11 protein-coding genes are annotated in these 15,208 nt (G+C 70.9%); 3 read left to right on the forward strand and 8 right to left on the reverse strand.

What is annotated here, in order from left to right:
• Positions 1 to 7: 7 nt before the first annotated feature.
• The 8 genes from ACQPY0_RS34860 to ACQPY0_RS34895 form a co-directional block, all read right to left on the reverse strand.
• Positions 8 to 217 (reverse strand): hypothetical protein, encoded by a 210-nt coding sequence (locus tag ACQPY0_RS34860; protein WP_432970322.1) that lies wholly within the window; start codon positions 215 to 217, stop codon positions 8 to 10.
• Positions 218 to 402: 185 nt separating this feature from the next.
• The gene (locus ACQPY0_RS34865) at positions 403 to 2,442 is read right to left on the reverse strand and encodes a TIGR03773 family transporter-associated surface protein (protein ID WP_432970325.1); all 2,040 of its coding nucleotides are present in this window, start codon (positions 2,440 to 2,442) and stop codon (positions 403 to 405) included.
• A complete protein-coding gene (locus tag ACQPY0_RS34870) occupies positions 2,439 to 3,314 on the reverse strand; it encodes an anchored repeat-type ABC transporter permease subunit (protein WP_432970328.1) in 876 nt (291 codons plus the stop codon). The genes ACQPY0_RS34865 and ACQPY0_RS34870 overlap by 4 nt, the downstream gene beginning before the upstream one ends.
• A 3-nt stretch (positions 3,315 to 3,317) precedes the next feature.
• Positions 3,318 to 4,067, reverse strand: coding sequence for an anchored repeat-type ABC transporter ATP-binding subunit (locus ACQPY0_RS34875; RefSeq protein ID WP_432970331.1), 750 nt, complete (start codon positions 4,065 to 4,067; stop codon positions 3,318 to 3,320).
• On the reverse strand, positions 4,064 to 5,032 hold the full coding sequence (locus tag ACQPY0_RS34880) for a choice-of-anchor M domain-containing protein (protein WP_432970334.1): 969 nt from the start codon (positions 5,030 to 5,032) through the stop codon (positions 4,064 to 4,066). Before ACQPY0_RS34880 ends, ACQPY0_RS34875 begins: the two co-directional genes overlap by 4 nt.
• 32 nt (positions 5,033 to 5,064) lie before the next feature.
• On the reverse strand, positions 5,065 to 6,624 hold the full coding sequence (locus ACQPY0_RS34885) for an anchored repeat ABC transporter, substrate-binding protein (RefSeq protein WP_432970337.1): 1,560 nt from the start codon (positions 6,622 to 6,624) through the stop codon (positions 5,065 to 5,067).
• The gene (locus ACQPY0_RS34890) at positions 6,624 to 7,298 is read right to left on the reverse strand and encodes a choice-of-anchor M domain-containing protein (protein WP_432970340.1); all 675 of its coding nucleotides are present in this window, start codon (positions 7,296 to 7,298) and stop codon (positions 6,624 to 6,626) included. Before ACQPY0_RS34890 ends, ACQPY0_RS34885 begins: the two co-directional genes overlap by 1 nt.
• A gap of 9 nt (positions 7,299 to 7,307) precedes the next feature.
• A complete protein-coding gene (locus ACQPY0_RS34895) occupies positions 7,308 to 7,946 on the reverse strand; it encodes a choice-of-anchor M domain-containing protein (protein WP_432970343.1) in 639 nt (212 codons plus the stop codon).
• 210 nt (positions 7,947 to 8,156) lie between these two features.
• Here ACQPY0_RS34895 and ACQPY0_RS34900 point away from each other — a divergent pair, with 210 nt between their 5' ends.
• The 3 genes from ACQPY0_RS34900 (at position 8,157) to ACQPY0_RS34910 (ending at position 15,161) form a co-directional block, all read left to right on the forward strand.
• Positions 8,157 to 8,447, forward strand: a complete 291-nt coding sequence (locus tag ACQPY0_RS34900; RefSeq protein WP_432970345.1) for a hypothetical protein — start codon at positions 8,157 to 8,159, stop codon at positions 8,445 to 8,447.
• Positions 8,448 to 8,536: 89 nt separating this feature from the next.
• Positions 8,537 to 8,839: a hypothetical protein gene (locus ACQPY0_RS34905; RefSeq protein WP_432970348.1), complete on the forward strand. Its 303-nt coding sequence runs from the start codon at positions 8,537 to 8,539 to the stop codon at positions 8,837 to 8,839.
• Positions 8,840 to 9,773: 934 nt separating this feature from the next.
• On the forward strand, positions 9,774 to 15,161 hold the full coding sequence (locus tag ACQPY0_RS34910) for a protein kinase domain-containing protein (protein ID WP_432970351.1): 5,388 nt from the start codon (positions 9,774 to 9,776) through the stop codon (positions 15,159 to 15,161).
• Positions 15,162 to 15,208: the final 47 nt, after the last annotated feature.

The following is a 15,208-nucleotide window of genomic DNA, read 5'->3' on the forward strand; positions in this document are numbered from 1 at the left end:
CCGCTCCTTATCGTGGTTCGAGGCGGCGCAGCCGCAGTTCGTGGGTCGCGGCTGCGGCAAGCAGGTCGGCGTCGTGGCTGATGAGCACGACGACGGCGCCCTCGCCGGCGAGCCGGTGCATGATCCGGCTGATCGATTCCAGGTGGCGGCGGTCGACGCCGGAGCTGAGCTCATCGAAGACGACGATGCGGCGGCGACCGAGGCGGGCGGCGACCACGCGCCGCTGCTGCCAGCGCCGCGACGCCGGTCAGGACGCCACAGCCGATGAGGACGCCACAGCCGATGGGGACGCCACGGGCCCGGCCCAACACGGTGAGCTGTGTACTCAAGAACCCTCCTCAGACGTGGACCGGTGTGACCCCACGCTTCGCGCGGCCCGGGGTCATACCGGCCCCGTCTGGGTCAGACCGACGCGTCGTCGGGTGCCGCCGCGTGGGTGGTGGGCTGCGTTCCGGGCCGGCGGCGCGTCGAGGCGAGCGTCACCAAGGCCACGCCGGCGGCGAGCATGGACAGTCCGCCGTAGAGCGGCGCCTGCAGCGACACGCCGGTGGTCGGCAACCGGCTGCCGGAGCCGCACCCGGTCGTGGTGGTCTTCTTCGGCAGCAGGGCCTTGGGGTCGGTGTTGCCGACCGCGAACGTGACGACCTGCGTGGTGCTCGACTGCTTGCCGGAGGCGAGGGTGGCGCTCTGGGTGAAGGTGAGCCGGTAGGCGCCGGCGGCGGTGAAGACCCAGTTGCCGTGGGCGTGGGTGCCCAGCGGGATGGCGTAGGTGTCGGGCAGGCCGTCCTTGCTGTTGAAGATGACCTTCGGCTGTCCGAATGAGTCGTACTCGAAGATGGACAGGGCGCCGGGGCCGTTCACGCCGGTGAGCTTCCAGGTGACCGAGCCCGTGACTTGGGCGGTGGTGATCTCCTCGGTGTTCCAGCCGGCCCACAGCACGCCCTGCTGCTGGGTCTGCGGGATCTGCCAGATCGGGGCGTTCGCCGGGCCGATGAAGTCGAACGGCCCGCTCGGTACCTTGGCGGCGGCCTGGTCGGTCAGGTGGAACACGACGTCCGCAGGGCTGCGCCAGACGGTCGAGCCGGCCTTCGTGCCGTCCTTGATCTGCGACACCAGCTGCCCGTTGACGACACGGGCGGCGTAGTCGACATGGCCCTGGTCGAGGACTACCCCGCCGGTCGTGGTGCTCGTCGTCGGCACACACGTCGTGCGGCTCGGACCAGGAGTCGGCGTGTCGGCCGGAGCGGTGGTGGTCGCCGTGGTCGTGCCTTCGACCGGCGGCGTTGTCACGGCCGTGCTGGGCGACAGCGAAGGCGACGCACTTGCCGAAACGCTCCGCGAGGTGCTTGGTGATGTGGTTGGTGACCCGCCGGGTCCGGGGGCGACCGTGAACGGCAGGGTGGGCGTGGTCGCCGGGGCGTAATGGTTGCCGAACCGTGGGATGAAGCTGGACGTCAGCGTGTGGTCGCCTGCGCCGAGGCCGGACGTCACGAGCGTCGCGGTGCCGTTGACGACGTCGGCGGTGCCGAGCGGGGTAGCGCCGTCGAGGAACTCCGCCCAGCCGTCGGCTCCGGGCGGGGTGACCTGCGTCGTGAGTGTGAGCTGGTCGCCGGCCGAGACTCCGGCCGGGGCCGCGGTGAGACTCGCCGTGGTGGCGATCGGGACCAGGTCGGTCGCGGCGACGCCGCCGACGTACCACGTGTAGGCGACCGTGCCGGAGCTCACCTTGTCGCCGCCGGGGGTGGTGGCGGTCGCCTCGAAGGTGAGGGTGTACCAGCCCAGCGCGGTGAACGACCAGTTGGTGTGCACGTGGACGCCGGTCTGCAGCGTCTTGGTGGTGTAGGCGGGATCGTTCGCCGAGAAGATTCGGGCCGGGGTGCCGTCCGGGTTGAACGAGAACACCTCGAGGGTGCCCGGCCCGCTGACGCCTCGCAGGTGCAGGTCGACCGTGTCCCCGGCGAACGTGCCGGGCGCGATCGACTCGGTGTCGAAACCCGGCCAGATCACGGCCGGATTCTGCGTTTCTGGGGCCAGCCACACGGGGGTGCCGGGCGGTCCGAGGAAGGCGTAGGCGGGGTCGTCGGGCACCTGGGCCTGCGTGTCCGGAGTGTCGCGGAGCTGGAACACGATCCGGGCCGGGTCTTCGTACTCGAACGGCTCGTATCCGATGCGGGTCTGCAGCCGCATCTGCCCGTCGTTCCACCGTACGTCCAGCGCGTCGGTGTGCACGTCGTTGAGCACCCGGCGCTGCCCGCTGACCGGTGGGTCGGCCGCGGCCGCGGGCATGGTGAGCGCCCACAGGCCGGCGAACACCAGGGCGGCCATGGTGGCGCCGGCGGCGATCAACCGGCGGGTCGTGGGATGGCGCAGCAGCGCGCGTCGCATCAGGAACCTCATTCTCATGTCCAGCATCGCCTTGTCGACGATGATTTTTGTTTTCATGCAGCGATGGATTGCGGCTGCGATGAACGTCGCCGCCGGAAGAGGAGGCCGCGCCCCGGTGCGACGAACCATGCCGTCAGGAACACTGCGGTGAGGACAAGCACGATGGTGCCGCCGGTCGGTAGATCCCAGGACCAGGAGACGTACAGGCCGATAACGGCCGAGCCGGCGCCGATGGCGGGGGCGATGGCCATCATGCGGCCGAGACGGTCGGTCAGGAGCCGGGCAGTGGCCGCCGGGGTGACCAGCAGCGCCAGGACGAGGATGTTGCCGATGGTCTGCACGCTGATGACGACCGCGAGAGTGACGATGACGTAGAGCAGGAGGTCGAGCCAGAACACGCGCACGCCCATCGCGCGGGCGCTCTCCCGGTCCAGGGAGATGGTGACGAACTCCTTGTGGAACAGGAACAGCACGACCAGGACCGCGGTGCCGGTGCCCGCCACGACGTACAGGTCGGAGGTGGGGATGCCGGTGATCGAGCCGAACAGGAACTGCTGCAGGGAGCCGGCGTAGCCGGGTGCCTGGGAGATGATGACGATGCCGAGGGCGAACGTCGCGACGAACAGCACGCCGATGAGGGTGTCCTCGCGCAGGCGCCGGTTCTGGGAGAAGACCGCGACCAGGATCGCGGTGAGGATGCCGGCGATCGAGCCGCCGAGGACGAGGTTGCCGGAGACGACGAACGCCACGGCCAGGCCGGGGAAGACCGCGTGGGAGACGGCGTCGCCGATGAACGCCATGCCGCGCAGCACGACGTAGCAGCCGACCACGCCGCAGACGATCGAGGACATGACGGCGATGGCCAGGGCCTTGGGCAGAAACGCCAGGTCCGGATTGAGCAGGTCGGTGAGAAACTCGACTGGATTCACGGCTCAGGCCGCCTTCAGGATACGCAGCAGCGAACTGTCCTCGGAGACGTCGAAGGTGCGCATCCACGCTGCCGGGTCGGCCGCCAGCAGCGCGGGGGTTCCGGTGGCGATGATGGTGCGGTTGAGCAGGGCGACGCGGTCGCAGGTGTACAGCGCGCCGGCCAGGTCGTGGGTGGTCATGAGCACGGCGCGGTCCTCCCGGGCCAGGTCGGTGAACAGTTCTGCGAGCAGTTCCTGGGTCGGCATGTCGAGTCCGGTGAAGGGCTCGTCGAGCAGCAGGACTGCGGGCTGCAGGGCGAGGGCCCGGGCGACCAGGATGCGCTGACGCTGGCCGCCGGAGAGCTGTTCGATGGGCCGGTCGGCGAGGTCGGTCAGCCGGACCCGGTCCAGCGCGTCGGCGACGGCCCGCCAGGCGGACTCGCCCGGGCGGCGCACCAGGCCGAGGCGGCCGGTCAGCCCGGTCATGACGGCGTCGGCGACCGAGATCGGGAACTGCCAGGCGAACTCGTGCCGCTGGGGCACGTACCCGATCCGGGCCCGTCCGGCCCGCGCATCCACGCCGTCCAGCGTGACCCGCCCGGCGGCCGGCCGGACGAGGCCGAGCACCGAGCGCAGCAGCGTCGTCTTGCCGGCTCCGTTGGGGCCGAGCAAGCCGACCAGCTCGCCGCGGTCCACGCTCAGGTCGACGGCCGTCAGGACTCGGCGGCGGCTCAGGTCGACGTCCAGGCCGGTCACGGCCAGACCAGCGCTCATCGGCCGGATCCGGCTCGGGCGGCGAGGACCCGGCGCCGGGCGCGCCGGGCGCGGATGGCGACGATGCTGCCGACGACCAGTCCCGCGGCCGCGACCAGGACGATAGTGACGAGCGGCCACGAAACCGGGCTCGCCCCGGCCGGGTCAGGGCCCCTGGCCACACCAGCGGAACTCGCCGGCGGTGCTGACGTGTCGCCGGCCACCGTACCGGACCACGTCGCGGTGAGCGCGTCGGCGGACGGTGTCGCGGTGCCGACGGCGAAGCGGATCAGCTGGGTGTCGCTCGCCGTGGTGCCGTCGCGGAGCTGAGCCTTGACCTGCAGCTGCAGGAGGTACACGCCGGGCTTGGTGAACACCCAGTTCGCGTGCGTGTGCGTGTTCGCGTCCACCCACACCGGCTGCGGCTCGGTCTTGCGCGAGTCCCACAGGATCTGCGGCTTGCCGAAGTCGCCCGAGTTCAGGTAGACCGTGACGATGCCGGGCCCTTGCACGCCGGTCAGCGACATCGTGACGCCGCGGTCGATGCGCTGCATGACCTGCGGGTCCTGGGTGTTCCAGCCGACCCACACGACGCCGGGGTTCTGCGTCTGCGGGACGACCCACACCGGCGTCGCGGGCTCGGCGCCGATGAACGTGTAGGAGGGGTCGGCGGGGACCGGCAGTCTCGCCGCGTCGGCCACCTGCAGCACGGTCTCGTCGGGGTAGCGCCACACGCTGGCCGCGCCGGGGTCGGCCTTGCGGGCGTCGTCGTGGATCAGGAACCGCCAGTGCCCGTTGTCGAACCGGGGTCCCATGTCGACGTGGCCGATCTGCAGGACCCGTTCGCCGTGCACGATCTGCTGGTTCGGATCGAGGCTCTGACTCAGCTGCGGATCGTCCGATGGACTCGCCCATGCCCCAGGCGGGCTGACGCCCACCGCCAGGGCAGCGGCGAGAACGGCGGCGGCAGTGCGGTACCGATGCATCGTCTTCTGTCTTTCCAACAGTGCTCGGGGGCTCATCGGCCCAGGCAGGTCAGCAGTGAGTCGGCGTTGAACCGCATCATCTGCACGTAGGTCTGCACGGCACCCGAGAAGGTGTCGCCGTAGATCGGGCACACCCGGACGCCCTGTTCCGCGGCGACCTGGGTGAGCGTGGATGAGCGGGCCTTGAGGTTCGGTTCGAGGAAGACCGCCCGCACCCGCAGCTGCCGGATGGTCTCGGTGAGCTTGCGGCGGTCGGCCAGCGACGGCTCGGCGGACGGGTTGGGCGTGACGAACCCGGCCACCGCGATGTCATAGGCGGCGGCGAGGTAGCCGAAGGCGTCGTGGGTGGTGACGAGGTACCGGTTCGCCTTCGGAATGGCCGCGATGGTCTGTCGCACGTAGTCGTCGGTGGCCTGCAGCTCGGCCAGGTACCGCTCGGCGTTGGCCCGGTAGACGGGCGCGCCGGCGGGGTCGCGGCCGATCAGGGTATCGCGGATGAGCTTCACGTAGGCGATGCCGTTGCGGACGTTCTGCCACAGGTGCGGGTCGATCTCGCCGTGCACGTGCTTGCCGAGCACGGCCTGCGGCAGCTGGTACACCGGCGTCCCGGCCCGGCCGAGGAAGCGGAACTGCGGCCCGGCCGGGATCTCGGCGAGCGCCTTGCCCGGCACGTCGATGACGACCTCATCGGCGGTGTACCAGCGCTGGGCCTGCTCGCCGCCGCCGGTCGGGTCGTAGAGCACCCCGAGCCGGCCGGTGTCCACGTCCGTGGTCAGGTCGGCGTGGCCTTCGTCCAGGACGGTCGCGCCGGGGAGGCCGGCGCTCGCCGGGTTGACGCCGACCGCGAACGTGTAGGTGGCCTGGTCCAGCGGCACGAGCGGGGCCGTGTCCGCAGTGCGCAGCCTCGCCTGCAGGGTGAGCCGGTAGACGCCGGGCTTCGTGAATGCCCACGACAGGTGGGTGTGCGCATCCGTCGGCAGGGTCACGGTGTCGTCACGGAAGCCGTTGGAGGAGTCGAAGTACACGTCGGTGTCGCCGAAGGTCCCGGTGAGGTACGCGTAGAGGTGGCCGGGCCCGGTGAGCGCGGTCGCGGCGACGAGCACGTCGGAGGCGCGGGTCGCCCCGAGTCCGGCGCCGTTGCCGCGCACCCGCAGGCCGAGCCAGACGGTGTCGAGATTGGCGTGCTCGACCAGGGGGATGATCTCCGCGGCGTACTTCACCGCCTCTTCCGCCAGCGACACGCTGGTCGCGCCGCGGCGCAGGTTGGCGTCCAGGGTCTTGATGACGCTGTGCTCCTCCAGCAGCGCGTAGTTACTGAAGGCGACGTCGGCGTAGACGACGTTGCGGGCGTCGCGCAGGGTCGGCTCGTAGGTGTGCGGGTCACCGCCGTCGGGCACGAGCGACACGACGTCGACCCGGTCGCCGCCGACCTGCCGGACCAGGTCGCGTAGCAGCCCGGTCGTGGTCACCACCCGCAACCGGTCGCTGTGCGCCCGCAGGACCGGCTTCACCGTGCAGCCGGCCAGCAGCGTGACGATGAGGGCGAGCGCCGCCGCGCGGCGGACGCGGGCCCGCCGCCCGGCGGCGCGCATCAGCCGACCTGGAAGGTGTAGGCGACGTTGCCGGAGGTGGCACCGGCGCCGTTCTGGGCCGTGGCCTTGAACGTGATCGTGTAGATGCCGGCCTGGGAGAACGCCCAGTTGCCGTGGCCGTGCGCGGCGGCGCCGATGCCGCCCGGCCACACCGGCACGTCGCAGCCGGCCGCGGTGTTGCTGTTGAGCCGGAACGTGGGCACCACGGACAGGCCGCTCGTCGCGGTTGTGTACAGCGTGAACCGGCCGCCGGCCGGGCTGGACACGACGCTGACGAGCTCGAGCTTGACCGGGCCCTGCGCCGGGGCGACGTCGGCGGTGTCCCAGCCGGCGTAGAGCTTGTTGGCGTCATACGCCTGCGGTGCCACGTACATGGTCGATCCGGCCGGGCCGAGGCACGACCACGCCGCGCCCGAGGGCACCGTCGTCGTCCATGACGGCAGCACCCGCAGGACGGTGCCGGCCGGGTCCAGGTCGTCGGTCTCCGGGCTGATCGGCGCGTGGGTCTTGATGTTCAGCGAAAGAGCGCCGGCCTCGTAGTCGACGTCGAGGACGTCGACGTGGCCGGTGGTGATCGTCGCGGCGGAGGCGGGGCCGGCCAGCAGCGTCACCGCCGCGGTCGCACCGACCGTCGCGGCGGTGAGCACTGCGAAGATGCGGGGTACGAGTCTCATCAGGGTTCCTTACTTGTTCTTGACGCAGAAGGTGATCCATACCGCGGGCGAGGTCACGGTTGCGCCGGTGGCGGCGAGCTTGGCGGTTGCGTCGACCTTGATGCGGTACTCGCCGGCCTTCTCGAACGCCCAGTTCTCGTGCATGTGGGCGCCGGCCTGCAGGGTGACGTTGTCGGGCAGGCCGTCCTCGCTGTCGACCAGCTTGTTCGGGGAGCCGTCCGGGTTGAACGTGAACAGGCTGACGCCGTCTGGCCCGATGACCTGCTTGAACCGGATCGTCACCGCGTCGTTGCCGAACACGCCCGGCTCAATGTCCTCAGCGGACAGACCCGGCCAGAGCAGGTGCTCGTCCTGGGTCTCCGGCAGCAGGTAGACCGTCGAGCCCGGCGAGCCCAGAAAGCCGAAGGCCGGGTCGCTCGGCACCTGCGTCGCGGACTCCTTCTTCGCCACCAGTACGACGCGTGCCGGGTCGAGCTCCGCACCGGGTTCGGTGCGCTCGTCGTGGATCACGATCTGCAGGTGACCGTCCTCGTAGCCGACATCGACCGCGTCGACGTGGCCCTCGGAGATGACCGTCACCGGCGACGCCTGCGCCGGCGCGGCCGCCGCGGCCGCCGCCACCGCAGCAACTGCGGCGAAAGCCGCCATTCGCAACCCTGATCGGATACGCATACACAAGCTCCCATCGTCAGCAGCACCACACGATGCTACTGAATATGATAATCATGTTCAATAAGACGTCAAAGCGTCGATGTGCTATATCTACATGGCTGCATATAAGTCCGCCACCACCTGAGCCGGGCATGTATTGAAAATCAATGCCGTTTGCGCTGTGCTTGGCCCCGTCGAAGCCCACCAATGCCGAGAGAGGCCGACGCGCATCCCTATCTCAAGGCATTGCAAGACGCCTGGGAGCGGAACGATCCGCAGTTCGCCGCAAGTTTCCGCAACGACAGGGCGGCCGCCCCGCAGAAGTCCTGGACGGCGGCCTCATCACTGCAGCTTGTCGTCGTGATGACACAGGTGCTGGCCGTCGTTTGCGGCTGGGACGACGCTGTTGCCATCGCCGGCCCGCTGACCCCAGCCACCGCCATGCGACCTAGCCCGACAGCGTACTCAACCGGCGAGCCAAAAGCCGACCAGCGCTGATCGACCTCGACTCAGGACGAATGGAATTCGGGACGAAACCACGTGCTCGCCACCCTGGGTGGCGTCACACCGCTACCGTGCCACCCCCGATGTGGGCCATCCCGCAGCACCTCACGCAGCTCGGCAACGACCGGCAACGTGCCCTCCGGGCCGATCTCAACTACCGTCTGAGCGCGGCGCACCAAACCGCTACCGCCACCGCTTTCGTCTGGATTCACGTCACCCAAGGCGAACACCGCTTCGCCCCTAATCGGCGCAACCCCGCAACCATCCCGGGCACCCCACAAGACCCCGGGCTGGACATCGACCGCGCCTGGTGGCGCGCCCGCACCGGCAAACCCGGCCACCACTACACCGAGCTCCGCCACGCCCTTCGCGAACTCGCCGACTGAGCCGAGGCGCGATAGTTGTCACCTCCAGTGGCTGCTGACCTGGACTTTCAGTCGCATCGAGGCGCGAGAGTTGTCACCGATTCGGCGCGCTACTTGTCACCAGTGCCGTCGGAGCGCGTCGTTGTTGTCACCGGCCCCGGTCAACGTCAGCGGTACAGGGCTGGTTTCCGATGCGCCTACCTGAACGCGCGCCGCGGGGTGACAACAAGCCTGCCTACGTGACAGCTGTCGTGCTTCGGCTCACCGACGAACTCGCTCGATCCATCGACGTCGCCAACTAGCGCGCTCAACTTCGCCAACCATCGCGCTCAGTCACACCTATAGCCAAGCACGACCCGACGAAGCCGCGCGTTGTCCACATATCGTGGACAGTCCCCGTGGATAACCTTTGGTAATTCATATCCTTCGATCAATTACAGCGACACCAGGCACCCCGTCGATCGGCACGGTCACGGACCACATCGCCGACCAGACTTCCCGGCACACCGGCAAGGACGGTACCTGATCCGCCCGTCCCGGACGAGCGACGGACCCGACCGCGACACGGCCGGCATGGCCCTGCAACGGCTGGTGGGTGCCGTGGGGTCAGGCGGTCCGGGCCGCGTCGAAGGCGGCACCGACCTGGTCGGCGACGGTCACCGCGACGATCCTGGCCTGCACCGGTATGGACCGGCCGGGCGTGGCGTCGAGCATGAACCGGCCGTAGTAGCTATGGGTGGGGGTTCAATTCCCCCCGACTGTCGGCGGCAGACGGCCGTCGTGGAAGCCGAGCTGGACCTTCCCCGCCGAAGGGTGCCAGTCGGCCGTACTGCTGGATAGCGGTATGCCTCCCTGCAGATGGACCATCCACCGTTTTGTCCCGGCTGTACGCGAATGGTCGCATGCGCGGGAAGATGGAGGGTGGGCGCTGCACGCGCTGGAGCGGAGGCGTTGCATGCGGACAGGCCGGGATTCGCCAGTTAGAGGCGAGATTGTGCATGAGAGCGACCGCACGCGGGTCACTCGGCTGTTCGTCGCTGGGAGCTCGATCATCCGCAAGGAGCCGCTGGGGCCGGACGCGGGGCGGCGGGTGCAGCACGAACGGGCGATGCTGGAGCGGTTGCGCGGGGTCGCCGGCGTTGCACAACTCGCGGAGGCGCCGCATCACGCCGAGTCGATCATGCTCACCGACGCGGGCGATACCACGCTGGCCGACCTGGCCAGGCCGCTCCCCGACGATGAGCTGATCCGGGTCGCCGTCCAGATCGCCCGGGCGGTGGCCGGCATGCACCGCCGGCAGGTGATACACCGCGACATCACACCGGCGAATATCCTGGTCTCGCCGGGCGGCGCCCTCTGCCTGGTCGACTTCGCTCTCGCGACGTCGTTCGGCGAGATCCGCCCTGAGTTCACACACTACGCCGAGATCGTCGGCACCATGGCCTACCTGGCACCCGAGCAGACCGGGCGGACCGGCCGGCCGGTGGACCAGCGCGCCGACCTCTACGCGCTGGGCGCGACCCTGTACGAGTTGGCGACCGGCGCCCCGCCGTTCGGCTCCGGCGACCCGCTCCAGCTCACCCATGCCCACCTGGCCCGCGTGGCCGTACCGCCCGCACAGGTGAACTCGGCCGTGCCGGTCCGGCTGTCCGAGATCGTCATGCACCTGCTGGAAAAGGAGCCGGACGACCGGTACCAGACCGCGGACGGCGTGGTCCACGACCTCGAACGACTGCGTGACACGGATCCGCATACGGCGGCCGGGCTGCGGGTCGGCGCGCACGACGTGCCGCTGCGGCTGCTGCCGCCGTCGCGGCTGGTGGGCCGCGATGCCGAGGTTGCCGCGCTGGAGGCGGCGTTCGCGGATGCGTTGACGGGCCGGTGCCGCGGGGTGCTGATCGGCGGCGCGCCCGGCGTGGGCAAGACCGCGCTCGTCGACGAGCTGCGTACGGTGGTGACGGGCCGGGACGGCTGGTTCGTGGCCGGCAAGTTCGACCAGTACCGGCGGGATCTGGAGTTCGACGGGATCTATCAGGCGTTTCGCGCGCTGGGCCGGCTATCGCTGTCCGGGCCGGAGGACGAGCTGTGCAAGGTGCGCGACCGTATCCTGGAGACGGTCGGGCCGAACGCGGGTCTGCTGACCGCGCTGATACCGGAGTTCGCGGCGCTGCTGGCAGTGCCGGCCGATGCGGGGGATCCGCTGACCACGCAGGTGCGGGCCCAGCGAACGGCGGTCGAGACGCTGCGCGCCGTCGCCTCGCCGCGGCGGCCGATCGTGATGTTCGTCGACGACCTGCAGTGGGCCGGGCGCACGCCGCTCAGCGTGATCGACATCCTGTTCGGCGAGGATCGAATCGACGGCCTGTTGTTGGTCGGAGCGTACCGGGAGGACGAGCCGGATGCCGCGCAGTCGCTGGCGACGCCGCTGTGCCAATGGCGCGGCCGCACCGGGGTGCGCCACCTCCGGCTGACCAACCTGCCCGCGCGCGGCTCTGCCATGATGGTCGCCGAGATGCTCCGCGTCGACCAGGCGGTGGCGTGCGACCTGGCCGACGTGATCCAGCCGTACACGTCGGGCAACCCATACGAGATCGTGGAGCTGCTCAACGCGCTGCGCCGCGATGGTCTGCTGACCGCCACGGCCGCCGGCTGGCGGTGGGATGCGGCGGCTGTGCGCGCGCACCTCGGCCGGTCCGATGTCGCCGGGCTGCTGGCTGCGCGGGTCGATGCCTTGCCGCCGGCGTCCCAGCGGTTGGCGGAGGCGATGGCGTGTCTCGGCGGGCGGGTCGACCTGAGCCTGCTGCAGACAGCCACGGCCGAGCCGGCAAGTGCGGTGGAAGGGCGGCTGGCGCCCGCCGTTGACGACGGCGTCCTGATAGTCGAGCCCGGGCCGGAACCGGCGGTGCGGTTCCGCCACGACCGGATCCGCGAGGTCATCCTGCGAAGGCTGCGCCCGCCGCGGCTACGCGCCCTGCGGCTGGCGATGGCACGGCGGCTCGCCGCCGTGCCGGAGTTGTTCTCAGCCGCGGCGGAGCAGTACCTACCGGTAGTCGACGCGGCTGACAATGCCGCGGAGCGGCGCCGGGTGGTTGGGCTGCTGCGCAGCGCCGCCGGGCAGGCGGCGTTGATCGGGGACTACGCGGCGGTGAACGCACTGCTGGCCGCCGCGCTGCGGCTGATCGAGCCGGAGGACACCGCCGCGCTCGTCGAGGTGCACACCCGTCGCCTCGCCGCGCTATACAGCATGGGGCACCTGGAAGAGGCGGACGACGAGTACCGCATCCTGGAGGGGCTGTGCGCCAACGCGGTGGACCTCGCGAACGCGACGATGGTGCAGGCACGCAGCCTGACCCACCGGAACCGGTTCGCGGAGGCGATCGGGCTGGGCCTGGGGTCGCTGCGCGATCTGGGCATCGCCGTGCCGGCCGCGGACCGGCTCCCGATGGAGCTCGACCGGCGGCTCAACGATCTGTACCGGTGGCTCGAGCACACTGACGAGGCCGGCGAGCTGGCCCGGCCGGACCTCACCGAGCCGACGCTGCTCGCCGCGAGCCGTCTGATCAGCGCGATCCTGCCGGCGTTCTTCATCGTCGCCGACCACGCCATGGCCGGCTGGCTGAGCCTGGAGGCGCTGCGGATCTGGGCCGAGCACGGCCCCGCGCAGGCCGTGCTCGGCCCCATGAGCCACGCCGGCTTCGCCGCGGTGTCGACGCACGGCGACTACAGCGCCGGGTACCGGTCGCTGCAGCGGTTCCTGGCGCTGAGCGAGGCCCGTGGCGACGAGCCCGAAAACTCGCTGATCCGCTTCCTGCTCTCCCTGCTGAGCTGCTGGTTCGAGCCGATCGAGAGCAGCATCGAGGCGGCCCGGCAGGCCTGCGAGGGGCTGGTCGCGGGCGGCGACCTCGCCAACGCCGGATACACGCACTACACGATCGCCTGGGGCCTGCTGGAATGTGCGCCGTCGCTCGACGTCTATGTCCCCAAGGTGGAGGCAGGGCTGGCATTCGCGCACCGCACCGGCAACGAACAAACCGTCCAGTGGCTCGAGACCTACCGCTGGCTGGCCGGTGTGCTGCGCGGCGAGAGCACAACCACAGCCACAACCGCCGCCGGCGAGGCACCCTTCGACCGGCTCGCCGAAAGCCCGCAGACGCTGCTGCACGTGGAGGTCACCAGCGCGGTCGCGGCCGCCGTCCTCGACGATCAGGCTGGCCTGCAGCGGCACGCCGCGGCCGCGATGCGGCTCCTGCCGGCCGGCGCGCAGGGCCTCTATGCGACCGCCCTGGCACGCCTGCTGCACGGGCTCGCCCTCGCCGAGCAGGCCCGCGCCGCCGATAGCGACGCGCGCGACGCCGCGCTGGCCGAACTCGACGAGGTGACGCGGTGGCTGGCCGCACGTGCCGCCGACGCGCCGGCGAACTTCCAGCACCTGGTGCGGTTGCTCGAGGCGGAGCGAGCCTGGGCCGTCGGCGACTTCCGCGGCGCCGCCCTCAGCTTTGACGCCGCGCGGCGCGAGGTCGCCCAGCGCCACCGCCCATGGCACCGGGCCCTGATCACCGAGCGCGCGGCACGCTGCTACCTCGCCCACGGCGTCGAGAACGTCGGCTCCGACCTACTCGCCGAGGCCCGCCGGGACTACCTCGCGTGGGGCGCAACGGCGAAGGCCGACCAGCTCGACTGGGCGTTCCCGAGCCTGCGGCCACGAACCGGCGCGCTCACCGGTCCGAACGCCGAGCTGCCCCACCGCCGGTCCACCGTTACGACCGGAACGATCGATCTCCTCGGCATCCTGTCCGCGTCACAGGCGCTGAGCTCGGAGACCAGCATCGAGGGACTGCGCTCCCGGGTGGCCCACGTGCTCAGCGCGATGACCGGCGCCACCGACGTACGCCTGCTGCTGTGGAGCCAGGACCGGCGGACGTGGCTGATCCCCGCGCCCGGCGACGGCGGCGCCATCCCGGTCAGCGGCACCGACCACGAACCTGCGGCGCCGATATCCGTGCTGCGCTATGCCCGGCGGCTGCGGGCCCCGCTCGTCGTGGGCGACGCGACCCACGACGAGCGCTTCGCCCGCGACCCCTACTTCACCGGCGTCGCCCGCTGCTCGCTGGTGGCCGTACCCATCCTCAGCCGCGGTACCGTGCAGGCCGTGCTCCTGATGGAGAACCGCCTGCTCCGTCACGCCTTCGCCACCGAGCGGCTCGACGGGGTCAAGCTCATCGCCGGTCAGCTCGCCGTCTCGCTCGACAACGCACAGCTGTACGCCGAGTTCCGCCGGATCGCCGACGAGCAGGCGGCGCTGCGCCGGGTGGCGACGCTCGTGGCCCGCGGTGCGCTGCCCGATCTCGTGTTCACCGCGGTGGCCGAGGAGGTCGGCACGCTCTTCGGCGCCAGCACCACGGCGATCGTGCGGTTCGAGCCGGACCGCGAGGTGACGGTGATGGGCAGCTACCGGCTCGACCGCTCCCCGCCAGGCTGGCGCGGCAAGCCCGACGCCCACTCCGCCATGGCGTCGGTCCAGGTCACGGGCCAAGCCGCGCGAGACCGTTCTGGGGTCGCGAGCCCGATCGTGGTCGAAGGCCGGGTCTGGGGCGCCATGGGTGTCGCCTCACTGAGCAAGCTGCTCTCCCACGACACCGAACAACGGCTGGCGGACTTCACGGAGCTGGTCGCGACCGCCATCGCCAACGCCGAGAGCCGGGCCGAGCTGACCACATCGCGGGCCCGGATCGTCGCCGCCGCCGACCAGACGCGCCGGCGCATCGAGCGCGACCTGCACGACGGCGCGCAGCAGCGACTGGTCTCGCTGGCCCTGCAGTTCCGCGCGGTGCAGGACGCCATGTCGCCCGGGCTCGGCGAGCTCGGCGCGCAGCTCGATCAGGCCGTCAACGGGGTGACCGGCGCGCTGGAGGAGCTGCGCGAGATCGCGCGCGGCATCCACCCGGCCATCCTGAGCGAGGGCGGTCTCAGCGCGAGCCTGCGCGCGCTCGCGCGCCGCTCACCGGTCCCGGTCAGCCTCGACATGCGCGCGGAGGGTCGGCTCCCTGAGCCGGTCGAGATCAGCACGTACTACATCGTCGCCGAAGCGCTGACCAATGCGGCCAAGCACGCACGCGCCTCGAACGTCACCGTCACCGTCGACACCGCGGACGGCGTCCTGCTCATCGCCATCCGCGACGACGGCGTCGGAGGCGCGAACTTCACCCGCGGCACCGGCCTGGTCGGGCTCAAGGACCGCGTCGAGGCGCTCAGCGGCCGGCTGCTCCTCGACAGCCCGGCCGGGGCCGGGACCAGCCTGCGCGTGGAGCTCCCGCTCGCCGCCGCGGACACCGCGCACCCGTGAACGGCCTCCGCCGTCTTTGGCGTCGGTTCGAAGCGGCCGCGGTACGC

Origin of the sequence: Dactylosporangium sp. CA-233914, from assembly GCF_050942935.1 — a bacterium.
Lineage (GTDB): Bacteria > Actinomycetota > Actinomycetes > Mycobacteriales > Micromonosporaceae > Dactylosporangium.